Below are 25,120 nucleotides of genomic sequence, written 5' to 3' on the forward strand. Positions count from 1 at the left end.
GATTCGTTTCCCTCAATTTACACCCTTACAGAACATGGCAGATACTATCAACATCACACTCGGCGAACGTACTTTTGAGCTGGACCGTGAAAAAGCCGAGGAGGCATACGCTTCCAAAAAGGTGATCAATGGTCGCAATTCGATGTTTTTCAACATCCTGCCCCTCAAATACAACTGGGCCTACGAGCTCTACAAGCAGATGAAAAACTCCCACTGGGAGCCCGGTGAAACATCACTCCAGACCGATATCGTCCAATGGAGCCAGCTTGGCGCGCCTTGCCAGACCCTATACAAAACCGCCCTCGGCGCCTTCGCCAAGTCCCAGGAAATTTTCCACTCCGGCGGCATCTACACCATCCGCGACCTGGTCACCGCGCCGGAGCTGAAGCTTGTTTTCGGTCGATTCGTCCACGAGGAAAACACCCGCAGCGACATTCTGGTCTACCTGCACGGCTCGCTCTCAATCAATCCGATGGAATGCGCCGCGCTCGTCGCCAGCCCGGCGATGGCGGCCAAGGAGCAGTTTGTCTCCGAAAACCTCAGCCCGCTCAGCCGGAACACGGACACGACGACCACCGAAAACAAGCAGGCCGTCGCCCGCAACATCTTCCTGATGAACCAGTGTATGGAAGGTACCCAGTTTTTCGCTTTATGGGCCCCGCTGTTCTCCCTCGCCGCCCAGAACAAACTCCCCGGCACCGGAAAAATCCTCAGCAAGCTGCTCGGTGATGTTTCCTACCGCATCAGCCTCTTCGACAAGCTCCTCAAGGAAATGATCGTGGAAAACCCGGACGTCTGGACTTCGGTATTCCAGCAGCAGCTCATCGGCTACATGCTGACGGCTGTAAAAAACGAGCAGAATCTCGTCGACGCCCTCCCGGTTGCCGATGCCGGGCTCGATCCCGATTCGCTCAAGGTCTACATCGAATACCTCGCCGACGCCCGCCTGGCAGCCTGCGGACTCGCCCGCCAATACCACCACGCCGCCAGCCCGTTCCCATGGCTCGACGAGCAAATCCACCTCACCGCCGGCACCGTAGCCCACGCCACCACCACCACCCTCGATACCACCTTCGACGACGACGATCTGTAGCGCTTCGCTAAAGTTCCAAGTTTCAAGTTTCAAGTTTCAAGTTTCAAATACCAATTTCCGCCGCCGCCCCAGCGGCGCACCTTTTCCCCAATAACCCATAACGGATAACCATGAACCAATCACCATGAACGCAACACTCGACGATCTCACCATCCCTCTCGACGAGGAAAAGGCCAAGCAACTCCTTGACTCCAAACGCGTCATCGGGGGCAAAAAGACCAGTGGTTTCAGCCTCGTCCCGCTTAAATACCCCTGGGCATGGAAAATCTACACCGACATGCGCTCAAACCATTGGGAGCCAGAGGACATCCCGATGCAGAAAGACGTCGAGCAATGGCGCTCGGATGAAATCAACGACGTCGAACGCTGGATCATCAAGATGGCCATCGGCTACTTCTCCGCCGCCGAGGGCATCGTCGGCGACAACATCATCCACGTCATCCGCGACCAGGTCACCGCACCCGAGCTCGAGCTGGTATTCCGTCGTCACGCGCACGAGGAAAACATCCACGCCGACTCACTCGTCTACATGGTTTCCTCCCTCGGCCTCAACCCGCACGAGTGCGAAGCGATCTTTGAGAGTGTCCTGACCGTGCGCGAGAAAACCGACTTCGTGGTATCCAACTCCCGCTCGCTGCGCCGTGACATGGACATGTCCCTGGCGGAAAACAAACAAGCGCTCGCACGCAACGCCTTTCTCTTTGGCCAGTGTATGGAAGGCACCCAGTTCTACGGCCTCTTCGGTATGGTGCTCAGCCTCTACCGGCAGAACAAGTTCCCCGGCATCGGCCAGATGTTCCGCTACACCCTGCGCGACGAGTCGAACCACATCGAACTCCTCCGCAATCTGCTCATGGATCTCGTTGATGAAAACCCTGAGATCTGGACGGATGATTTCAAAGAGGAACTCCGCCAGACCATGGCCGAGGCCATCAAGCTGGAGAAGAACTTCATCCGCGACTGCCTGCCCGTCACCTCCGTCGGCCTCAACATCGAGGACTTCCACCAATACATCGATTACATCGCCGACCGCCGACTCGAAACCTGTGGCCTTGATCCTCTCAAGGGGGAAATCAAAAACCCCTTCCCATGGCTCGCCGAAATGATCGACATCAAGAAGGAGCAGAACTTCTTCGAAGGCCGCGTCACCGAATACCAGAAATCCACCGCCCTCGGAAACATCGACGACGATGATCTCTAACGTGGCGGCGGTTTTCAACCGCCTAGCCCCTTAAACTCCCAGTTTTAAATTCCAAATACCAAAGTAGGGCAAGTTCGCAACTTGCCGACAACCCAAGAAAAATTCGCCAAATTAGCCAGATCCGTGGTCAACACCGCAGGCCAACGCAAAATCTCCAATCCATAAACACACCGATCACCGATCACTGCAAACTAACAAACTCCACTCTAATGTACCGCTCCATATCCCTCGAAGAAGACCTCGCGCTGAAAAAAGTCATCACCGACCGCGCCTCTAACGTAAATAAAGAAGGCCGCTTTGACTGGCGTGCCGTCCTCGGTGAACAAACCACGGATCGCGTCCCCCAGATCTTCATCACCCGTGGCACCGACGAGGAGGAGCTCTCGCTCGCCAAGGTCGCCGACACCATCGGCAGCGCACTGACCGATCTGTTGGTCTCCCGCCAGCAAAAAGATGATGTCATCTTTAACGACGAGAACCGCACCTTCGTCTCCAACGTCGCACAGAGTGTCGCCGAATCCCTGACCTCGCAGGTGCAGGGCGGCGGTCAGCTTCGCCTCACCCGCAACGATCTCTATCTCCTGATCGAAAAGGCGCTGATCGAAAACGATGCCCACGATGTCGCCAAGTCACTCATCTTTTCCCGCTCGTTGGAGAAAAACGGCGAGGTCATCGTCTCCGAGGAGCCACAAACCATGCCGGTGCGCCTGATCCGCCGCAACGGTAACGTCGTGCCATGGAGCCAGACCAAGATCGAGATCGCGGTCCGCAAGGCCTTTCTCTCCATCAAGGAGGACCCCGAGGCCGCCGTCCGCGTTGCCAACGCCGTCACCGAAACCATCCGTAATGGCGACTCCGCTTTCGCCCACATCGAAAACGTCCAGGACCTCGTCCAGGAGGAACTCATGCGCCAGGGGTATTTCAAAGCCGCCGAGGCCTACATCCTCTACCGCGCCCGTCGCGCCCAGATGCGCCTTGACGAGCTTCCTCCCGAGGACCCGAACCAGGAGTCGATGGTCGTGGTCACCGATGAAGACGGCTCCACCGAATTCTGGGATGGCACCGAGCTGAAAAAGCGTATCACCTTCGCCTCTATCGGCCTCGATCTCTGCCTCAACGACCAGGAAATCGAACAGGAACTACGCCGCTCCATCGGTGCGGAAATCACCCGCGACGCCCTCAAGTCCACCGTCATCCTCAACGCCAAGTCGCTGATCGAAAAGGACGCCGACTTCGCCAAGTTCGCCGGCCGCATCCTGCTCTCCTACATCTACGAGGAGGTGCTCGACTGGAATATCCTCAACGACGGCATCCGCCGATTGAAAACCGCCCACAAGGAGCGCTTCAAGCACTACCTCGCCCACGGCATCAAGATCAAACGCATCTCCCCGGAGGTGGTCGCGCAGTACGACATCAAGAAACTCGCCGACGCCCTCGATCCCACCGCCGACCTCGACTTCGATTACCTCGGCGTCCAGACGCTCTACGACCGTTACCTGATCGTCGATAAAACAGGCGACAAGCCACGCCGCCTGGAGACTCCGCAGTTCTTCTGGATGCGTGTCGCCATGGGTCTCTTCAGGGCCGAGAAAAAAGAGCGCGAGGATTGGGCCATCCGCCTCTACTCGCTCTACAAAGGCCGCCGCTTCTGCTCGTCCACACCCACCCTCTTCAACTCCGGCACCCTCCACTCCCAGCTCTCCTCCTGCTACCTCTACAAGGTCGACGACTCCATCGAGTCGATCATGCAGCGCGGCATCGCCGAAAACGCCTACCTCAGTAAATGGGCCGGCGGTCTCGGTGGCTCATGGACCGCTGTCCGGGGAACAGGCGGCTACATCCAGGGCACCAACGGCGAGTCCCAGGGTATCATCCCCTTCCTCAAGCTGCACAACGACCAGCTGGTCGCCGTCAACCAGGGCGGCAAACGCCGCGGCTCCGGCTGCGCCTACCTCGAGTCCTGGCACAACGACATCGAGGACTTCCTCGAACTCCGTAAAAACACCGGCGACGAACGCCGCCGCTGCCACGACATGAACACCGCCAACTGGATTCCAGACCTGTTCATGAAACGCATGGAGGCCCGCCAGGACTGGTCGCTTTTCCGCACCAACGAAACCCCCGACCTCCACGATCTCTACGGCAAGGCCTTCGAGCTGCGCTACCAGGAATATGAGAAAATGGCCGAGGAAGGAAAAATCTGGACCCGCAAGCTACCCGCCATCGAGCTCTGGAAAGGTATGCTCAAGATGATCTTTGAAACCGGCCACCCGTGGATCACCTTCAAAGACCCCTGCAACCTGCGCTCGCCCCAGGACCACTGCGGCGTCATCCACAGCTCCAACCTCTGCACCGAGATCACGCTCAACACCTCCGATGAAGAGACCGCCGTCTGTAACCTCGGCTCGGTGGTGCTGGATACCCACATCACCCAGGACGGCTCGCTCGACCACGAGATGCTCAAGGAGACCATCACCGTCGCCATCCGCGCCCTCGACAACGTCATCGACATCAATTTCTACCCGACCGAAGCCGCCAAGACCGCCAACAGCCGCCACCGCCCGATCGGTATGGGTGTCATGGGACTGCAGAACGCGCTCTATAAAAAAGGCCTGTCCTTCGCCTCCGATGCCGCCGTCGAGTTCAACGATGAGTTCATGGAGGCCATCGCCTACTACGCCTACAACGCCAGTAGCGATCTCGCCGCCGAAAACGGCACCTACTCCAGCTACAAAGGCTCGAAGTGGGACCGCGGCATCCTGCCCCAGGACACCGTCGACAGCCTCGAGGACGAACGCGGTGTCAAAATCGACGTGCCACGCGGCGCCAAGATGGACTGGACCCACCTGCGCGAGAAAATCGCCGAGCACGGCATGCGCAACTCCAATGTGTTGGCCATCGCCCCGACCGCGACCATCTCCAACATCATGGGCACCACCCCCTGCATCGAGCCGAACTACAAGAACCTCTACGTCAAGTCCAACCTCTCCGGCGACTTCATCGTACTCAACCGCCAACTCGTCCGCGACCTGAAAAAAGAAGGTCTCTGGAACCAAAACATGCTCGACCAGCTCAAGTACTTCGACGGCGAACTCACCGACATCGACGACATCCCGGACGCCATCAAGGAGAAACACAAAACCGTCTTCGGAGTCGGCTACGACGCCATCATCGACGCCGCCGCCCGCCGCCAGAAGTGGATCGACCAGTCCCAATCCGTCAACCTCTTCCTAGCCGAGCCCGACATGAAGACCCTCTCCCACATGTACCGCCGCGCCTGGCACACCGGCCTCAAGACCACCTACTACCTCCGCACCCTGCAAGCCTCCAACATCGAGAAATCCACCATCGATATTAAGAAGGAAGTCCGAGGCCACGCCGGTAAAAAGGAGTATTCGGCTTCCGAAAAGCAAGCGTGTAGTATTGATGCCATGATCAACGGCGGCGAATGCGAGGCTTGTCAGTAAAATCAAAAAACAGCTTGATAGTGTCTATATGAACACTATTATAAGCCTGTTATGTTACTCGAAACAGAAAAACAGCTTAATTTGATCAATCTAAACACAGCACCAGTTGAGGCTAGGACATCAGACCTTGCGGCAGGAGAATTGCCAATTTTCTCCTTCTTCACGGGGGCTGGATTCTTGGATTTTGGTTTTGAAAAGTCAGGCTTCTGCACTCTTTCTGCAAACGAGGTTCATCTCCCCTTTATGCATGCCTACGAACACGGGCGCGATAAACTCAAAAGCAAGGGAACCAGCAGCAACTTTGTTTGCTCCATTGATGAGTTCGTAAGTGGCTCTCAAAAGCTCCCCAGAATGCCCAAAGACGGTTTACCCTTGGGTTTTATCGGCGGCCCCCCATGCCCCGATTTTTCCGTAGCGGGTAAACAAAAGGGGAAATCCGGAGACAACGGAAAACTAACCGGATCCTATGCCCGACTCATATGCGAGCAATCACCTGATTGGTTCATGTTCGAAAATGTCAAAGGCCTCTGGCGTACAAAAAAACACCGCGCCTTCTATGACGAAATCTGCAAGCTGTTTATAGAAAATGGTTACTGTCTCACCAATCGCCTTATCAACTCGATCGAGTATGGAGTTCCTCAAGATCGTGACCGTATTATATTAATCGGGTTCAAGCCGGGTCTTATTGGCCAACGGAAAGCAGGGTTTTTACCAGATGGAGAGTTCCCGTGGGATCACGGGGTCAAATACAGCAGTGCGGACATATTTTCACGCCCATGGCCACAAAGATCCCCGTATCAATCAGATCCTCTTCCAAGCCCGAACTGCCCCATTGAACTCACGGTCGAACACTGGTTCAGAAAAAACAAGGTAACAGAACACCCCAATGCACATCACGGCTTTGTCGCACGGGCTGCCCTCAAAAAATTTAAGACCATTGATGAGGGGGATGATTCCGGGAAATCATGCAAAAGACTCCATCGGTGGCGGTACTCACCCACTGCTGCCTATGGGAATAATGAGGTGCATATCCACCCATACAAGCCACGGCGCATCAGTGCGGCAGAAGCACTCGCATTGCAATCGCTGCCCAAGCAGTATTCACTTCCGCCGGAAATGACCCTATCTAACATGTTCAAGACAATAGGAAACGGCGTCCCCTTCCTCGCAGGCAAGGGGTTGGCGTCCGCTATCCAAACATACATAAAACGTCATAACTAGAGATAATGGAAACCAAAGTAACGGCATCCAACTTGGTAAAGGCTCTCAGATCCCTTCCGAAAAATCGATGGTATGAATACCCTACCCCTGCCACGAAGACACGGGTTAAGATTGTGCGCTTTGACGGCACAGAGGGACCAGTCATCGTTGAACGTTACAATCCAGCATCGGGAGGCACCCCAATAAAGGCAAAGAAGGCGTCCATGTCTGCAAACATGCTGTGGCGTGTTGCTCAGAACATTCAAGAGGGTGTCCCGCTTAATTTTGATAGGGTTCTTGGTGCTAGTTACAACATGCGCTCAACTTTAGAAGCCCTGCTAGCGCATACGCCGGAATACTACATGTGCTATCCTGGGCGAATTGAAGTCAATGCTTCCAGTAGCCAGGTAAAGCAAGGTCACAAGCATCTGATATGGATGCCTAATGAGCCGCATCCAGTGGGGGAACTCCACACCACGGAAGTGGAGATGGTCATTTCCGAAATCCCATCTGTTGTAAATATCTATGATGCCATTGATATCCCTTCAACACTTGTTGCTGGACATCAAATCGACATTCAAACCAAACGCCGTCATATCCAGATACAACTGGCCCTCGTCGCGATAGGTGAGCAACTTGGCTTTCGAACCTACGTTGCGAAGAATGATCAGGGCGTCATTTACGACGGCAAACGCATCGGTGAGCTGCCGGGTGTCATTGCGGATTTAGGCGATGAAAAAATCGTATCGGCACATGCAGATGCCATCCAGGAAGGGCGGCTGATTGATTGTGTATGGTTCAAGAACGGCAGGCTCATGCCGGCCGTTTTGGAGGTGGAGCACAGCACGGGAATAACATCCGGTCTGACAAGAATGAAGAATTTCCACTCCTTCCTTCCCCCGTTCCCAACGAGATGGACGATTGTCGCACCCGATGAAGACCGTAACAAAGTCATCGAAAAGTGCAACAAACCCCAGTTCAAGGGACTCAAAGCTCGCTATTTTCCATATTCAGCAGTTGAGGAGCTGTATTCTCTGTGCATGAGAAGAAAAATCAAGGGAGTTGACGATACCTTCCTTGATTGCTTCATGGAGAATACGGTTCTGAATCCAAACTGAAACCGCCCGATTTAATCGGTGGTAAAGAATAGGATGAAAAAACCACGGCGCGCACAATAATCGATACAGGCGCTTACCCTCGCACTGAAGTGCTCATCATTATGAATGCCCCCAACACATCAGTCTGGAACCACCGAGTCATCCGTAAGCTGCGGGGAGATAGACTGTACTTCGAGATCCACGAAGTCTATTATGATGCCGACGGGAAGCCGGATGCGTGGACAGAAGACGCGGTCGCTCCATTCGGCGAGTCCTTGGATGAACTCCGCAGAGATTGCCAGATTCAACGACTAGCTTTCAGCAAGCCTGTGCTTTTTGTTGACCGTGTTGGTGACAAAGAAATCTTACGAGAGTGCGAACCTGAAATCATCATGCAGGATCGATGGCTCGAACACGAAGCCATGGACAGGTCTTCCCAGTTCGTAGAGATGTTTTACAATCAAGTGGCATCGCATCCAGCCGTGTCCCAAAATGAAAAACTCAAAAAACAGGCCAAGGTGATTACAGCTGCGTTGTGCGAACTCTATCAGATGACATCGAATCCACATCAAGACACAGGCAAACAACTATCATAAGCGATTGAACCGCCTTCAAATTTAAGTAATCCGGATGGCAACTTCCCAATTTCCAAAAGAGTTTAAAGTCACGCAAGACCGCCTGGACAAGGTGCCTAAGGAAGACCTGCAGGAATTGATAGAGAACCTTTGGCTGCGGTTCAACGTTGAGAAAGTGGATGATGATGTCTTTGAATACAATCCCGAAAAAGAGGTGGGCGGAGGAGATCTTGTCGAGTTCGTTGGAGAGCTACTGGAAGGCATTGGGATATAAATCAGGTAAAGGCTGCGGACAAAGAAGAATAAAAGGACACACAAATAGATGAGCAAATTTAGAAATTTAGAGAGAGTCAGCAAGCAGCTTCAGCAAACTAGAAGGCTACAGAAAAAGGGCTCATGAAAAGGGAGGCTCCATAGAAATGGATCATTGCATTCAGAATCCCAACGGGATTGCGCATCATAGCCCAGGGTTGTCCCAACCCTAGGTTTGTGGTTGGTTTTTGCCTGAACGCTGAAGGCGTTATGCAGTTGCATGCTTGGTCTGAGCATGCGCCTGCACAAGCCCTTCAGGCTTGGCCTTATCCTGGGTCTTTGACCTGGGGGTGTGCCAACCCCAGGCTGGGATGCTGAATCCCGTTGGGATGGTTGAGTGAGTAGGGGTAGCCTTCAGATGGGTGATGACCGGTGTGGGGCAGTGAGTGGAGCCGCTTTGATGTTGTGTGCTGAACCGCGAACCACCTTCGCTAGACCCATTGCCAAAACCCATTTCCGAAACGGGGGTGACTAAAAAGCGTGAGTGACAAAATGAATGAAATCAGAGAGTTAGTTGTTCCGGCCAGAAATACCCGATGCCTGCGTTGCTCGTCGGTCGAGGTGCTCGCACTACTCCCTCCTCACGCCTTGGTCTCGGGCATTTCTGGCTCGGCCGTTTTAGGCAATTATTTTTGGCAACAGGTCTAAGCCACGGCAGGTCAAGATGGACGCAAATAAACGCAAATAAACGCGAATGAGTGCCATGTTTCTCTGAACCTGGTTTGGTTGGATGGGGGGCGGGCGAAAAACATAAGGCCGTTCGATGCCTAGTGACTATTTCTGATTCTGTGTGAGAAATCTACGAAGAGCCCAAATTTATTCATTTAGCTTGTAACTGCTCGATATTTTCCGCGAATAATATGGTGAAAGGTGTTAGTTGTAAATTTCGCAGCTACCCTAGAAAACAATTAAACGAAAAAATGAATATGAAAAAGTACCAAGGAATTAAAACAGAACTGTTAAGCGTTATTACACGGCCTGCAAATACAAAAATCTATGTAATTAAGGTGATGATTATGTTGTTGATGCTCTGCTCAAACAGTTCAGCGGCAACATTCATTGTAATGTGGGGAAATAGAGCTAATGATGGCACCAAAGTTTTTAACGAATACAAATTAATAGACGCAGTTAGCCACAAAAGTGCATTGGCTGCGGCTAGGATTCATCGGAATTCAGAATTTATAAAGGCGCATCAAATGCATGCAGATTACCCTACTGTTTTTATTCTTAGGGATAGGAGAGGTAGTTACTGTCTTCAACCTGTTTGGAGAGAAGAGAGCAGTAAGGGCATCAACGGCAGGAGAGATGGATTCAAGAAGAGCAAATATTTTACTTATATAGCAACCGTAAGATACTAATATAAAAAAGGAGTTAATAACAGACTGTCGATAAACCCCGTCAATTTGGCGGGGTTTATAGGTTAAAATAGAGGATTACACAAATTGATCCGCTCAATTGCGGCGATGGCTGAAGAGGGTGAGGAAAGCTAGGGTGAGGAGGGTGGTTGAGCTGGGCTCGGGGACTAAGTTGAGGGTGAGTCTGGGGGCTTGAGCTGCGGTGAGGTTGTAGGTGTTGGCGAAGACGGCACCTTTGATGGTGGCTCCTTCCGGTTCGATGGTGGTGGGGTAGTCGTGAGCTCCGATGTGAGTGATGAATCTGAGGGTGGAGCCTCCTGCTGTGACGGTGTTGCGCAGGTAGTCGAGGCCCGTGGTGTTAAATACAAAATCGATGGTGGTACCCAGGTCGCTGCTGAGGACTGTGGCTTCTGCTACGATAGGGAGGTCGTCGTAGCTAGGTGGGTAGCTGTCGGGGTAAGAGACTTGCGCGCTATCCGGATTATAGCTGGTCTGGCGGAGGTGTATGAGCTGCGTGCTGGCTGTAGTGGCGCTATCGGTGAGTCCGTTGTTGGGAAGATAGAGCTGGAACGTGGCTGTGGTGATGGTGGAAGGTATGGTAGCTGTGCTGAATTCAAAGTATCCGTGCTCGTTGGTAGCTTTGGAGTTAAAAACAAAACCTCCCAGCGGACCTGTGCTAACAAGTGAGCGTGAGTGGACACCAGTGGTGTGTTGGTTGGCTTGGTAGGAGACAGAACCACTGAGCTGATTAGGCTGCGAGTTTATAGGGATGCTCTCGTTGACGATCGTGACTTGTCCGTATCGGGTGGTGGTGACGGTGGTGGCTGCCTGGGTGACGAGAGCGCTTAAGAGTAAGAAATTTAGCGGGAATAGAATGGAAATGATATGATTCATTGAAAATGAGTGCAGAATGTTATATGGGTATATTGGCAGAATGGTAGGTTGATTCAGAGTCTCGATCAAGGCTAAAGCCCGGCGGTGAGGTAGAGAGAGGAAAATGGCTTCAGTGAGTTGGCAGAAAATCTCAAATAACAGGTCACATATTGCGGATGAAGGGCATCAGTTTGCTATAGAGCGGAACTTGTCGTCTAGGTAGTTGCGGACGAGGTTTTCGAGTGGTCCGTGTTCTGCGCGCTTGAGGACCTGGACGCAGACGTCTCTTTATCACCCCATAAAAAACAACTCCTGTAAGACAGATCATATAAAGCATATAAAGGGGCAGGCCTTTTATAAAGAAACACTTGATCCCTTCTCTTGACCCCTTCTGCCTTCTGCTAGAGGGGTTTCCCAGCAGGGTATGAATAAAAGCCGACAGCTCCGTCTGAGATCCCGTCAGGTATGCGACGATCTCATTGTCCTTGCTGCTGCTGGAAAGCCAGCACATCTCTAATGAAACACGGCAGGATACCGGAAAAGGTAAACAGAAAATCACGCAAATTGGCAATTATCTCGTTTTGTGTGCTTAGTGTGTTGATTATTCGCAGAAAAATAAAGAGGTTCGCAGGAAAACAAGAGGGATAATAATTGTTAACGTTTGCGGCATTAGTCGGATACATAGTTTGAGAGCATAGAACGAGCATGTCTGAATTGAACCAAACCGCGGATTTTATCAAACTGTTGACCAGTCACCAGTTGGCGTTGCGAGGGTTCATCATTTCCATGCTGCCTGGCAGCCAAGACGTCAATGATGTGCTGCAGGACACCAACGTCGTTCTCTGGGAAAAAATGAAGAGTTTCAAGCCTGGGACTAATTTTCAAGCTTGGTCTTTCGCCATCGCGCGCAACAAGGTAATGCAATACTGGGGTCATCAACGCAAGCTCCATAGACTGGTTCTTGGGGAGGAGACACTGCTAGCAGTAGCTGAGGCGAAGCAAGCTGCACCGCCCGAAACCATCGAGCGAAAGCTCACCGCACTGGGTAAATGCCTGGAACGGCTCAGCCCGTCTGAGCGCGACTTGGTGGACGCTCGCTACCGCAGGGGATCCAGTCTTGAAAAATACTCGGATGAGGCTGGGCGGAGTGCCGCCTCCTTGCGCGTGACACTCTACCGAGTGCGAAACAAGCTCAGGCAGTGCATCGAGAAGACCCTTGTCTGGGAAGGAGGCAGGGCATGAATCCAGACCAATTGGACGAAATGATCCAGGATCTGCTCGGCGGCGTGATTTCGCAGGAAAAGCTCGAGATTCTCGAACATGAGCTGACATCCAACTCTCTGGCGATGGCGCGTTATTTGGAACACACCGATCTAGAGAATGCCCTTTGCTCCCATGCTGAAATTAATAGCTACAGCAAAATTCCGGTTGTGCCGATTGAGCGCATCAGGCACCGCCAAAGGCAAAAAACGTTCAAAATAGCGGTGCTGGCCGCCGCGGCGTCGGTGATTTTTCTACTCATCGCAATGCGCCTGTTCCAGGTTACGGAGCGGGTTCCGGTGCTGGCCTTCGAGGTAGCTCCCGGCACTCAGTATGAACTGGTGCATGAAGGCAGTGGCAAACCTCCCGAAGAAAACGTAATGGAAAGTGGCTCCAGAGTGCGCGTGTTGCAGGGAACAATGGAGCTGAAGTTCACATCGGGCGTCCGAGCAATCGTGTCGGCACCAGCGGATATAACCCTGCACGATGATGACTTCTTATTTATCAGCGAGGGAATGGCATGGTTTCAGGTGCCACCCCAAGCCGTCGGCTTTACCGTCAAGACGAGAGATTTTACCGTGGTCGATCTGGGAACAGAATTTGGTGTCTGTGCCAGCCCTAGTAACCACGATGCAGTCCATGTATTCAAGGGTAAGGTGCAGGTGTCTGCACTCAAGCTCAGGCAAGAGTCCATGGTGCTGAGTGCCGGGCAGTCCCGCCGCATTGACCACATCGGCAGACTGGTGGACATCCCAGTGGCGAAGGGCTTGTTCCTAACATCACTCCCTGAAGGCCTGCTGTTCATGCACTGGAGCTTTGATCGTGCGGTGGAGGGTGCGTTTCTTGCCGCTGGTAACCACCCACTTCTCGAGCGCGGCACAGCCCGTCCTGAGACAGTGGACGCCGAGTCCCTGCTGACTAGTGGTCGGTATGGCAAAGCACTTCAATTTACCGGAGCGACAGGCGAAGGGGTGTTAACACGCTGGGCGGGGATTTCAGGAACCCGACCGCGCACTGTGGCCTGCTGGATCAAGGTGGATCAAGAGGCCGAATATCAGGAAACGGACAACCTCGTTAGTTGGGGGTTAAACAAGCCGGGCTTCCCTGGTTGGCACGGCAAGTGGAAGCTGACTTTGTCCGATAGATTAGTGCACTCATCTGGTTACGATGGCAGGCGCACAGCAATAAAGGATGTCGTTGATGGCGACTGGCATCATGTGGCGTGTACGTATGCCGTCAACGCCAATGGAGAACCCGATGTTAAAATTTTCATCGATGGCGAGGCCGTGCCTAACCAGTGGCAGCCGGAACTCGAAAGCGGGATCCGGACTTCGGAGACGATCGTTGACTACCCGCTATCAGACCCAGTCATTTTCGGAGCTGACTTGTTCACTCCTGGCTACGGACACCTGTATCGTTTCCGCGGTTTGTTAGACGAAGTTTATATTTTTGAAGGCGTCTTGGACGCACCGACGATCCGCCGTCTCTCCACCGAGAACCAATATCAACCAAGCCATCAGCCCCAAACCCTCTTGAGTGAGTGAAAGCTCATTCGCCTTAAAAGAAACAAAAAAAAAGAAAACAACCAAAAACAACATGAAACTCAAATACACAATGCTCGCAGCCTCATTCATCGGCATGGCCGGGGCTAACGCCGCTCTCGTGACTCTCCTCGACGAGGAGTTTACAGGTGGTGTCGGTCCCACCAACACCGCAACGGCAACATGGACACAAACCGATCCCGCAGGCTTTGAAGTTTACGACAACGGCGGATTTAGTGTCCGGGGTATTAACACCAACGTCCCTTCCTCTCCACTGGGAGGGCTTGAAGTGCTGGCAAATGCCACATCCAACACCATCACGATTTCCATCACCCTACCGTCACTCCTCGATCACACCGTTGACGGAGTCTTTACGTTCCTGGGAGGCCAGCGCATCGGGGGTGGTGGTTCCGGCGGATTTGAGGGTGATCTGGAAATTGTCAACATCACGGATGCACGGACCCTTCGCGCGAACGCGGCCGTCAACAAACCTAACTACGCCATGGCCGCGAATTCCATCAACCTTGACTTCCTTGCCGCCGATGCGGGCGACACGCTTGAACTCCGTTTCAAAGAAAGCGGTGGCGCCTCCGACCGCGGTCTGCAACTGGCGGATCTTAAGCTCGATGTGACCACGGTGGTTCCCGAGCCATCCTCCGCCGCCCTGCTCGGCCTTGGAGGCATTGCGCTGATCCTGCGTCGCCGCAAGTAACGGCTGTCTAGTCTCAAGAGCCTCCGGTTCTTGCCTGCTGGCGAGCGGAGGCTCTTATGACGATCCGCAAACCTATTTAATAAATCACACCATGCAGGCTCGCTATCAAATCCACCCGCTCGTTTCGCCCGGAAATGGATCTCGGCGCGGCTTTGCTTTGATTGCGACAATCTCCGTCATGGTTCTGCTGGTGATGGTGGCGCTGGCGATGCTTTCACTGAGCGCGCTGGAGCTGCGATCCGCATCCCGGGGGCAGGCTATGGCTGACGCCCGGGCGAACGCGCGCATGAGTCTGATGTTGGCGATCGGAGAGCTACAAAAATACACGGGCGACGATCGCCGTGTGACCGTGCCGGCTACCCAATGGGATCAACAGCCTAATACTGAGGTCGTGGATGGCGTCAAGCACCCTCATCTAATCGCGGCATACAGCAGCCGCTCGCTGGAGGATGAGTTACAAAACATCTTACCAAGCAATTATTATGACCGCGGCACCCATTTTCTAACCTGGCTGGCATCCCAGCAAACCCAGCAACAACTAGAGTCGGAAAACTTTGCCCGCAGCGGCAGTTTCACCGATGAGGTGGTGCTCGGTGCACCTGCTACCGCAAGCACCCCCGCCGTGACGGCTGGCAGGATCGGCGTTAAAGACGGCAACCGCATTTCTGGGAAGTATGCCTGGGCAGTGGCCTCGGACGAAAGCCTGCGCGGGCGGCTGCCGCAATGGCCGGTCTCCAAGAGGCGGACGGATCTTGCCTCTGTGATGACGCAGTCCGGGCTGCCTGGCAATGATGGCCACCGCATCATTGGCGACCTTAAAAACCTCGATGCCGATGCCGCTGAAACCCAAGCTTACATAAGCAGCGGCCAGCTCCCCTTGGTGGTGGCGGTGGACAGTGAGGGCCAGTTGGCGCACCAGCTGACGCCTTATTCGCTTTCCTTACTCACCGATACCAAGCGCGGTGGATTCCGCAACTGCCTCAATATGCTGTTAGGTAGGCAGGAACTTCCCGCCCGGTTTCGGCGCATGGAGTCCTTTACCCCTCGCTGGGGCGGACCGCGCATGCTCAACGGCATGAAAATGAGCGATAGAGCACTCACTGGTATGGTCGGTGACTACGATACCCTGCCGCTGGCTTTACTGGGAAGCTATTACGCCAGCGCGAAGGCCGGTAGTGCAAGCCGTGTGGTGACACCGAACTCCAATGACGCCAGCAGTGTGGTCATCAAATCCAGGCGGCCACAGCAGCAAATTATTGAACTGACGCGTGACATCCAAGCGGACCGCTACTGGCGCGGTTACGGGCACAGTTTGAGAATCGCACCTGTGGTGCCCCGTACCCGTGACATTGTCTGGGCGATGAGCAAGAAAGTGGGCGACACGGAATACGAGCTGGTGTTCCTCAGCTTCCCAGTGGTCACCGTGTGGAATCCTTACAACGTGGATGTTCAGTTTGACAATGCCTGGATGAATAACCGCGGGCATGTGGCGGAAGCGATGGTGCTGACGGGAGCCACTACGCGAATCGTCAGCCTCGGCGGCGTGGTGAACCCTAAAATCGGCCAGTGGGCAGGCGAACCCCAGGTGCTTCTCGGACCGGGGGAAACGCGGGTGTTTTTCCCGAATTTCATGACCGGGTCGACGGGAGACGCCAAGATGCACAGCAAGTGGCCGGCCAACTTCAACCTCCTCACCCGCTACACCTCGAACTCCTCCACCGGCATCAAGGGCTCCGCGACCACGCGGGTGCAGATCGGTGTCAGGCCCTCCTCCAGGGACCAATCGGGAGGCTACGGTGTTTCCCACTACAGTGACGGCTGGTTCGGCGGCAACACCGGTGTCTGGCAGGGCACCAAATTCCACAACTGGAACTTCAACCTCATCAAATACGTCAGCGACGGAGTGCTTCCGGGTAACGACAATGCGCTCAGCATGACACTGGGCGACTTGCTGAACCGCCCCGTGCCGGTGGCCATTGTGAACTTCAGCCTGAAGGCGATGGACCAGAAGCAGACAGGCATGCCGTTTCTCTTCGATGCGCCTCATCGCATGAACCTGACGCCGCATTACCCTTCTGCAAATAAGGACATCAAAGCGGGGCGCGAGGCCTCGCCGATGGAAGTGGACGTCATCCCGCTGCGTGGCGACACCGATCTGGCGAGGCATATGAACACCATGGAGGACGATGGCGTGGTGCGTGATTTTCTGGGCTACAGCTACACGCCCACCCGCGGATCCACCCACCTGACGATGTGTGAGCTGCCGCTGGTGCCGCTGCACTCGCTGGGCCAGCTCCAGCACCTGCCGCTGCAGGATGAGCAGTGGGGGCACGATCAGATTGTGCCCAATTCTCCGACCTGGGCTTTTGGCATCGGAAACTCCTGGGCGCACCCGTGGCTCAAAGCGGCTCCCCTACTGGAAGAACGCCGAGTCGCCCTGATGGCCAAGGCTGGGAACACACCTGAAGAAAAAACCATCCCCGTCATCGACCGCTTATGGGTGGCGAATTCCCTGCTTTTTGACAGTTACTACTTCACCACCATGGCAGCCCAAGACAATAGCTGGTATCAAGCCGCCGGCACCAGCCGCTCTCTAGCTACCGTGATGGCCGATTTTCTCGCTGGTGACCAATCCTTGCCACACCAGCGGCTTATCCCCCTGCATGGTGGGAAAACCGATGCCGAACTCGCCGATGAATTGTTAGACGGCGATGAGCCCTCGGAAGACGCCTACCGCCTGATTGCGTCTCACCTGGCGCTGGTGGGCGGATTCAACATCAACTCCACCTCGGTGACAGCGTGGAAGATGCTGCTGGCAGCCAACTTTAAAAAACAAATGCCGGAGCATCCGCAAGATCTCGCGAAACCCGTCAAGGTGGGAAAAACATCGGACCTTCACGTGATCTCGCGTTTTACGGTGCCGACCGGGAATTCCATCGACCGCAGCGGCGACCCCTACACGGACGGCTTCAGCGGCTATCGCGAGGTCACGTCAGGGCAGATTGAGCAACTCGCCGGGTCGGTGGTGAGGCAGGTCAAGGAGCGCGGCCCGTTTCGCTCCCTCTCCGAGTTTGTCAACCGCAGGCGCACGAACGCGGCGGACGGCATGAACCTTGCCGGCGTCCTGCAAGCCGCTTTAGAGGACCCGGAAGTGACCATCAACAGCATCTACGACAATGAGAACTTCTCGCCCTCGGATTTTCCATCCGTCACGTTTCCCAATCCCGATGCCGTGTCCGGCTCCAGGGCCAGGGGGATGCCGGGTTTTGTCTCGCAAGCGGACGTGTTGACCCCGATCGCGCCGGTTATTACAGCCCGTGGCGACACCTTTGTGCTGCGCGCCTACGGAGAATCTCTTGATGCCAGCGGCAAGGTAGCGGCCCGCGCCTGGTGTGAGGCGGTGGTGCAGCGCTCGCCCGAATTCATCGACCCCGCCGATGAGCCTGCAACCGCCATTGGCGACCTGACGTCCGGGGTGAACGAAAAGTTTGGACGCCGCTACAAAATCGTGTCGTTCCGCTGGGTGGACAAATCCTAACTCTCCGAAATGTAATGCGTTTCCAACCCTTCCAGCTATTGATTGCTTTTGCACTGATCCTGGGCGCGCAGACCCAGGGGCAAAGCCCGGCAAAGCCCGGCAACGCGCGGGTGCGTTTCGTCTCCCTCGCCAGGATGCCGCTAAAAGAATACAGCATCCTCCAGGGAAAAGATAAAACGGCAGTAAAAACAGCGGTAAGCATCTCGGACTGGAACATTTCCCCGCCGGTAAGGCTTGCCACTGACATTCCATGCAAGCTGCCCAACGAGTCGGGAGAGGGCAACCTCGCGAGCTTCCGCCTGCTTCCCGGGCCGAGGGAGCAGCTCGTGGTGCTCACGCCAGCGGCGAAGGACGCGGCAGGTGAGTACACCGTCACCGTACTCGATATTTCGCCCGCTAAGTTTATGGGGGGCGAACGTTATGCCATCAACCTGTCTTTACTGCCGGTGGTCGTCCGCTTTGGCGACACAAACACTAGGATCGAGTCGGGTGCCATCGGCAAAATCAAGACCCCCCGGGGCAAGGACGGTGACTTTTTACCGGTACACGCCGCATTCTACAACGACAAACGAAGCAAGCTGTTTATGAGTTCCCGCTGGGTGCGTGACAGCCGTGCCCGAACGCTGCTTTTTATTTACCCGGACGCCGATAAGAAATCGCTCTCGTGGCATGGGCTGGAGGTGCCTCCGTTAGCCGAGAAGGAGGATGTCCCGGAGCCATGAGTTTCTCTTGCATTCCTTCGGAAGAATTACACGACACGGAAAAATAGTTTTGTGGCGGCAGCTCTCAGCCGTCAAGCCATGCGTTAAGTTCGGGTCGGGCGACCAGAGGTCTCCGCCACGTCCGTGTTCTGCGCGCTTGATGACCTGGACGCAGACGTCTCCTTATCACCCCATAAAAAACAACTCCTGCAAGACAGATGACTCACAGGAGTTGCCGTTGTATGACCTGGCCTGATTGCCAGTGATAACGCTAATTGTTAGGGGTTGAGTGCTTTAACCATTTTTTTCCAGATCTCGACGGTCTCTTCGACGAGTTTTTCCCGCTCACGATCAGTCACCTTGTCGTCATCCTTAGCGCGGTCTTCTTTGCTTTCGAGGGACGACATGTAACGACGCAGCGTAGCAGCCTGACCTGCACTGAGGGCTTTGCTGTCCACGCCGAAAAGGAAGGCTTCCTCGAGTGTTGCCTGCCGTTCATTGACGCGTGGTGTTAGAGCATCAGCGGGGACTTTGTTTCCCCTTTCCTTGCCAACACGTTCGGCCAGTGTTCTGATTTTTCCGTTGATTTTCGTGGCGTCGTCTTGACTGAGGGCGTCGTTGTCACCGCGTAACCTTTTAGCTTCCTTGCCAATGGCCAGTAGCTGTTCGACAGCGTTCCGGCCGGCTTCCTCATCGAGTCTGTCTTCGACCAGGCTGTTACGAATGAGCATGTAGGTTTTGAAGTGTGCTACACGGAGATGGCCATCCTGTTTGGTGTAATAGGCGGCGCCACCGAAGGTGAGACGTTTGTAGGCAGCGAACTTGTCGCGTATTGCCCCGATCTCGCCAAAATCGATGCCGAGGCGTCTTTCGGCGATAGGTCCTCCGCCGCGCTTGGGGATCAAGCCGGGGCCTGGTCTGCGTTGGGCGTCTGCATCAGGGGTTGTCATGCAGAGGGTGGTGATGGCAACACCGGCAGCGACTATCAGTCGAGCAGATTGCGGCACTAGGTGTGGTTTGCTTGTATTTTTCATAGTGGGTTGTGCTTGGTTGCAGGGGGTGAAACCGAGCTTGTAAAAAATAGTTGCGGTCAATCCCCCTTATCATCCCATAAAAACACCTCCGAACACCCCACTCGAAAAGCAAATTCCTAGCAGTAGTAGCGGCAAATAGTAACGATAGTGCACGCTGGAGGCGATCCTGAGACGCTGGACGCTGGAAGGAAGCGTGCGGACGTTGAGGCTTGCAATGTCCGGATCTCTGATGAAAATCGCATCACACCACGTATGAAAATGATGAAATGGAACCACCCTCTGCGCGTTCTCCAGCTTGCCGTGTTCGGCACGGCGGTTGCGGTCGCCAAGACGCCCACTCAAGATCAAAACGCCGGGCGGAACGATGAAAAATCCAAACAGGACCAGTCGCGCCCATTGATTTACCCGGTGAGTTTCGATGATTGCAAAACGCGCGGTGTCGATGTCATTACGCGTAAAGACATCTACCACGATGGTTGGATCGATCTGAACAAGAATGGCAAGAAGGACGTTTATGAGGATCCAACGCAAGCGGTTGAAAAGCGAATCGATGATTTGCTCGGGCAAATGACCGTGGACGAGAAGACGGCGCAGATGGTCACGCTCTATGGCTACAACCGCGTGACGCCCGACTACCTGCCGTCGAAGGCGTGGTTCAAGGAGGTCCAGAAAGACGGAATCGGGAATATCGATGAACACCTCAACGGCTTCAACTACTATGATAACAATAAAATGCCGGGCAATCAGTTTGCCCTCGACCCGGAGCGTCTGGTCTGGGCGTTGAATGAAACGCGTCGGTTCTTTATCGAGGACACCAGGCTGGGGGTGCCGTGTGAGTTTACCAATGAAGGTCTGCGGGGAACGGAAACCGCCGTGTCCACCGGGTTTCCCGTGCCATTGGCGCAGGCGAGCTCGTGGAACCGTGAGCTGATTCGCGGTATTGCCGAGGTCGCCGGCAAGGAGACGTATGCGCTGGGATACGATAGTCTATACGCACCGTTGATCGATGTGGTGCGCGACCCGCGCTGGGGGCGTTGCGAGGAAATGTTCGCGGAGTGTCCGTGGCTGGTCGGTGAGTATGCGACTCTCGCCGTGCAGGCGATTCAAGCACAGGGGGTGACCTCATCTCCGAAGCACTTCGCGGTTTACAGTTCCGCGATGGGGGCACGCCAGGGGTATTCGCGCACCGACCCGCAGAGCACGCCGCGGATGAATGAATACATTCACTTGTGGCCGTGGAGGCGTGTGATGCGCGATGCCAAACCGGAGGGGGTGATGTGCTCGTACAACGACTACGACGGCATCCCCATCGCGGCGAACCATTATTTCCTAACAGAGATATTGCGCAAGCAGATGGGTTTCGAGGGATACGTGGTTTCGGACAGTGAGGCGGTGGAGTATTTGCATCAAAAACATCACGTCGCCAGGGATCAGAAGGAAGCGGTAAGGCAGACGGTGCTGGCAGGGTTGAACGTCCGCACCACCTTCCGCACGCCGGATACCTTCATTGATCCGCTGCGGGAACTCGTCGCGGAAAAGGCATTGCCGATGGAGGTGATCGACGCGCGGGTGCGCGATGTGCTGCGGGTGAAATTCCGTCGCGGACTTTTCGACAAACCCTATCGCTCGATCCAAACCGCGGGCGAAGTGGCGCTGGCGGACGCCCATGTCGCCCTGTCGCGCAAGGCATCGGAGCAGGCCTTGATATTGCTCAAGAACGAGGATCGTTTCCTGCCGCTGGCGGAGGATCGTTACCAAACCATCGCGGTGTGTGGCCCCAATGCCGACAGTGTGGAGTACGCGCGCCAGCACTACGGGCCGCTGACCAATGACACCATCACGGTGAAACGGGCGCTGGAGGAATATCGCAAGAAAGACGGCACCAGCTTCAAGGTGCTGTATGCGCAAGGCTGCGAGTTCACGGATGACCGCTGGCCGGAGTCGGAAATCCTGCCGATGGCCCCTAACGCAGGGGAGCGCAGGATGCTTGATGCCGCGGTGGCAAACGCGAAACAAGCGGATCTGACGGTCGTGGTCGTCGGTGACACCCCCTACGGCAGCAAGGCGAGGCGCACGACCTGTGGCGAGAATAATTCCCGCACCGGGCTTGATCTCGCCGGCCACCAGGATTTGTTGGTGCGTGAGATTGCGGCAACGGGCAAACCGTTTGTCGTTGTGCATTTCTCGGGTCGTCCGAATGCCCTCAACTGGCCGAATGCCGTCGCTCCGGCGATTTTACATTCCTTCCTGCCGGGCCCCTTTGGTGGTGCGGCGGCGGTGGATGCGCTTTTTGGGAAAATCAATCCGTGTGGTAAAACACCGGTGAACTTTGTTAAAACCACGGGCCAGTTGCCGCTGGCGTTTCCTGCGAAACCGGCCGCTAACGCGGAAAGCGAACGCTCGGTGAGCGGCTATCTGTGGCCGTTCGGCTTCGGGCTTTCCTACACCACGTTTAATTACTCCAATCTGAAGCTTTCCCCACCGACGATTCCGGTGGACGGCAAGTGTCGGGTGACCTTTACCGTGGAAAATACCGGCGATCGGGCGGGGGCAGCCATCCCGCAGTTGTATTTCCAGGATGTGGTGAGTTCAGTCACGGTCTATGAAACCCAGTTGCGGGATTTTGCCCGCGTCGAACTCCAGCCCGGTGAAGCGAAAGTAGTCACCCTGGAAATCGATGCGGCGGAGGATTTGTGGTTGATCGACAAGGACATGAACAAGGTGGTGGAACCAGGGGTATTCCGCATCCTGATAGGTGCTTCCAGCCAGGACTTCCGCCTGAAAGCAAAGCTGTTGGTAAAGTAATGCCGCCCCCCCTGGCAGGATGGATACGCGATGCAGACGGTGGCAATGGATCGGGCCAATGCATCGGGTGACCTACAAAGAGGTGTAACCAACGCAGCGTGTCGGTTGTGCGTATTGTGTTTTTCGGGAAAAAAGTAGCGGGTGGTGCTTGACGCATTTCGGGTGAGGTGAATAGAAGGAGCCGCTATGATTTTTCCAGAGACTACAGAATTTGGTGAGGACATTGAAATTTTGTTAAGCGAGCTTGAGGCTGCGAGTGAGGACCGTGAGTTGACGCGGGAGGAACGCGCGGTGATCGATGTGGTGGATACCATTCGTCTGATCGAAGGGGGCGAGGGTTTGCATGAGTTCTGGCAAACCGATCTGGATCATTCCCGGATCATGAACTCGTTTGACCTCGTGGGCGCGGAGAGGATGGTGGATGCCATCAAGGCCGGCCAGTGGTGTGAGACCCGGCTTGAGGACCGGAGTCTCTACACAGAGACTGAAGCCGATTACCTGAGCGAGCTTGAGGAGGAAATGTACGAGGCCATCGCGGAGGTGCCTGAGATCCTGGTGGAGTTTGTCGAGGATGGCCTGGAGTCCGCATGATCCAGCCCACCACGGTCGCAATGGGGACTGGCATGGTCCACGTTGTGCCTGCCTTACTCCCTTGGCGTCGCCAACCAGTCACAGGTTTGGCGTGTCGAGCCGTCTCGGCTTGATGGGCCGCAGACAACGGCAGTATAAGTCTCTGATCTGACTACAACAGGAAAAACTCCCATAGGGGTCATCGGTCCCGGGCGTGGGATTCCGGTGATCAAGCTTGCATCCGTATTCGTGTTTTCGCGACTGCTATCGGGCTATCGGCTTGACATTTCGGGCGTAACGGGCAGTCTCGTATCGCGGGAGTTTGCTGGATATCGATGCCTTGTCACTCCCTGCTCCAGCTAACAAGAACAAGGTGATCGTCTGCACCATCGGTTATTGGATAGGATGAAGTACTCGTTTACATATCGTCTGTTGTGTTTGCTTCAGTGTGTGTTCACATGTGTGGTGCCCGCGCTACCTGTTAGTGCCCAAACGCAGTCGGGATTCTGGGGTAAGCTCACCTGGGACACTGTGATTGCAGGTGAGGGGGAAACCCGGTTTCGTTATGGAAACTGGTATGGTCCTGGCTGGTGGGGCGGCAGCGAATTATCGAACCGCGCGGGGATGCTGCCTCCGGTGGATGCCCTCGATGCGGTCGCCCAGAAGCATGACTTCGCCTACGAGATCGCCGAGAAGCTCGGCAGGGGCAACAAACAGCTGGAAGCACACTACAAAGCGTTGGCGGATGTCATTGCCGTCAAAGATACCCTGGCTCTTCCCTCCGACCCTACAAAATGGAAACCGCCAGCCAAGGACCCGGTAATGGCGGCAAAATACTGGGAACGCATCGCCAAGGGATTTCCCAACTACCAACAGCGACTGAATGAGCTCAAGTCCTTGATTCCAAGCAGGGTGGACCCCAGCCATCCCGAAACCCTCGATTGGTTTATCGACGGCAAACCTCCCCTCAACGAGAAGCAGCTCAGCGAGCTGGTCAATGCACGGCTCAAGGCCTGGAATGCGCAATACGCGAAAATCAAGGCCAGGAAAGACCGCATGAAATACGATTTCATACCCGATAGGTCGGATGACCCGTCCGAGAAAGGCCCGGTGGGCACAAGGGGGAAGGGCAAGCAGTTTGCCTGGATACTCAAACGGGTTGTGGACGATGATGGTAAACAGAAATCGGAACAGGCTAACAGCAAGAGCAAGGTTTGGCGGACCGAGGTGAATTACTCAAGAGGTAGTGCGACGGTGAAGATGATCTATCTGGGAGCGACGAACAAGCACGCGAAGCCACCCCATATCCAGGGTGCGTCTATTGCCATGACGATGCAGTGGAGTGCACCACCGAAAATCATTTATGCGGAGAAGAAAGTGTCGTTGAGTGTCTCGGTTGCGCTTGCCGGCAGGTCGCACCAGTGGCCTGACATGTATGGAAACGTGTTCACACAAATCGTGGCCATCGGCAAGGATGGCAAGACTCCGGGTGGTGAGCTGGGCCGGTTCTACAATGACATCGAGGGCAAACCACGGAAGTACTGGTTTCAGACAAGCGCGGCGAACGATTACAAGGCGCTTCACGAGACCACCTACTCGCAACTACGCATCGGCACCAAGCAAGGCTCGCTCATCGGGATCAGGACCACTGCCACGAACGGGGGTAACGGCAAGGTTAGCACGCTTTACATTTACGAATGGGCAGATGAGAAGACAGCCAGGGATGGGGCAAAGAAGTGAGCCTCAGTGGTAACGGCCCAATAGCATCCTCATCCCCACAGAAGGA

General features: G+C 54.9%; 18 protein-coding genes. 16 read left to right on the forward strand and 2 right to left on the reverse strand.

The annotated features are described in order from the left end of the window. Positions 1-34: 34 nt before the first annotated feature. The 8 genes from H7A51_14550 to H7A51_14585 all read left to right on the forward strand — a co-directional run bounded on the left by H7A51_14550 (position 35) and on the right by H7A51_14585 (position 10,303). Positions 35-1,093: a ribonucleotide-diphosphate reductase subunit beta gene (locus tag H7A51_14550; protein ID MCP5537439.1), complete on the forward strand. Its 1,059-nt coding sequence runs from the start codon at positions 35-37 to the stop codon at positions 1,091-1,093. 124 nt (positions 1,094-1,217) lie between these two features. Beyond that, positions 1,218-2,294, forward strand: a complete 1,077-nt coding sequence (locus tag H7A51_14555) for a ribonucleotide-diphosphate reductase subunit beta (GenBank protein ID MCP5537440.1) — start codon at positions 1,218-1,220, stop codon at positions 2,292-2,294. 209 nt (positions 2,295-2,503) lie between these two features. After that, on the forward strand, positions 2,504-5,761 hold the full coding sequence (locus tag H7A51_14560) for a ribonucleoside-diphosphate reductase subunit alpha (GenBank protein MCP5537441.1): 3,258 nt from the start codon (positions 2,504-2,506) through the stop codon (positions 5,759-5,761). 51 nt (positions 5,762-5,812) lie between these two features. Next, positions 5,813-6,982, forward strand: coding sequence for a DNA cytosine methyltransferase (locus tag H7A51_14565; protein MCP5537442.1), 1,170 nt, complete (start codon positions 5,813-5,815; stop codon positions 6,980-6,982). Positions 6,983-6,987: 5 nt separating this feature from the next. Then, positions 6,988-8,079, forward strand: a complete 1,092-nt coding sequence (locus tag H7A51_14570; GenBank protein MCP5537443.1) for a restriction endonuclease — start codon at positions 6,988-6,990, stop codon at positions 8,077-8,079. Between the two features lie 101 nt (positions 8,080-8,180). Beyond that, positions 8,181-8,654 carry a hypothetical protein gene (locus H7A51_14575; protein MCP5537444.1) on the forward strand — a complete coding sequence of 158 codons (474 nt, stop codon included), beginning with the start codon at positions 8,181-8,183 and terminating at the stop codon, positions 8,652-8,654. A 34-nt stretch (positions 8,655-8,688) separates the two neighbouring features. Next, positions 8,689-8,907, forward strand: a complete 219-nt coding sequence (locus tag H7A51_14580) for a hypothetical protein (protein MCP5537445.1) — start codon at positions 8,689-8,691, stop codon at positions 8,905-8,907. 964 nt (positions 8,908-9,871) lie between these two features. Beyond that, positions 9,872-10,303, forward strand: a complete 432-nt coding sequence (locus tag H7A51_14585) for a hypothetical protein (GenBank protein ID MCP5537446.1) — start codon at positions 9,872-9,874, stop codon at positions 10,301-10,303. Positions 10,304-10,396: 93 nt separating this feature from the next. Here H7A51_14585 and H7A51_14590 read toward each other — a convergent pair whose 3' ends face one another. Next, a complete protein-coding gene (locus H7A51_14590; GenBank protein ID MCP5537447.1) occupies positions 10,397-11,194 on the reverse strand; it encodes a hypothetical protein in 798 nt (265 codons plus the stop codon). Positions 11,195-11,878: 684 nt separating this feature from the next. On the opposite strand from H7A51_14590, the gene H7A51_14595 reads away from it, so the two are divergent. From H7A51_14595 to H7A51_14615, 5 genes are all read left to right on the forward strand, one after another. Then, entirely contained in the window at positions 11,879-12,415 is a 537-nt protein-coding gene (locus H7A51_14595; protein MCP5537448.1) for a sigma-70 family RNA polymerase sigma factor, read from the forward strand. Next, on the forward strand, positions 12,412-13,977 hold the full coding sequence (locus tag H7A51_14600) for a FecR domain-containing protein (protein MCP5537449.1): 1,566 nt from the start codon (positions 12,412-12,414) through the stop codon (positions 13,975-13,977). The genes H7A51_14595 and H7A51_14600 overlap by 4 nt, the downstream gene beginning before the upstream one ends. A gap of 52 nt (positions 13,978-14,029) precedes the next feature. Further along, positions 14,030-14,686 (forward strand): PEP-CTERM sorting domain-containing protein, encoded by a 657-nt coding sequence (locus tag H7A51_14605; GenBank protein ID MCP5537450.1) that lies wholly within the window; start codon positions 14,030-14,032, stop codon positions 14,684-14,686. A 91-nt stretch (positions 14,687-14,777) separates the two neighbouring features. Next, positions 14,778-18,224 (forward strand): hypothetical protein, encoded by a 3,447-nt coding sequence (locus tag H7A51_14610; protein MCP5537451.1) that lies wholly within the window; start codon positions 14,778-14,780, stop codon positions 18,222-18,224. A gap of 14 nt (positions 18,225-18,238) precedes the next feature. Further along, positions 18,239-18,946 (forward strand): hypothetical protein, encoded by a 708-nt coding sequence (locus H7A51_14615; GenBank protein ID MCP5537452.1) that lies wholly within the window; start codon positions 18,239-18,241, stop codon positions 18,944-18,946. A gap of 257 nt (positions 18,947-19,203) precedes the next feature. Here the strand turns inward: H7A51_14615 and H7A51_14620 are convergent, their stop codons facing one another. After that, on the reverse strand, positions 19,204-19,959 hold the full coding sequence (locus H7A51_14620; GenBank protein MCP5537453.1) for a hypothetical protein: 756 nt from the start codon (positions 19,957-19,959) through the stop codon (positions 19,204-19,206). A 252-nt stretch (positions 19,960-20,211) separates the two neighbouring features. Between H7A51_14620 and H7A51_14625 the strand changes: the two genes are divergently transcribed. From H7A51_14625 to H7A51_14635, 3 genes are all read left to right on the forward strand, one after another. After that, entirely contained in the window at positions 20,212-22,764 is a 2,553-nt protein-coding gene (locus H7A51_14625) for a glycoside hydrolase family 3 C-terminal domain-containing protein (GenBank protein MCP5537454.1), read from the forward strand. 186 nt (positions 22,765-22,950) lie between these two features. Further along, the gene (locus tag H7A51_14630; protein MCP5537455.1) at positions 22,951-23,355 is read left to right on the forward strand and encodes a hypothetical protein; all 405 of its coding nucleotides are present in this window, start codon (positions 22,951-22,953) and stop codon (positions 23,353-23,355) included. Positions 23,356-23,799: 444 nt separating this feature from the next. Continuing rightward, positions 23,800-25,074: a hypothetical protein gene (locus H7A51_14635; protein ID MCP5537456.1), complete on the forward strand. Its 1,275-nt coding sequence runs from the start codon at positions 23,800-23,802 to the stop codon at positions 25,072-25,074. Positions 25,075-25,120: the final 46 nt, after the last annotated feature.

This window comes from Akkermansiaceae bacterium, assembly GCA_024233115.1.
Classification (GTDB): Bacteria; Verrucomicrobiota; Verrucomicrobiia; order Verrucomicrobiales; family Akkermansiaceae; genus Oceaniferula.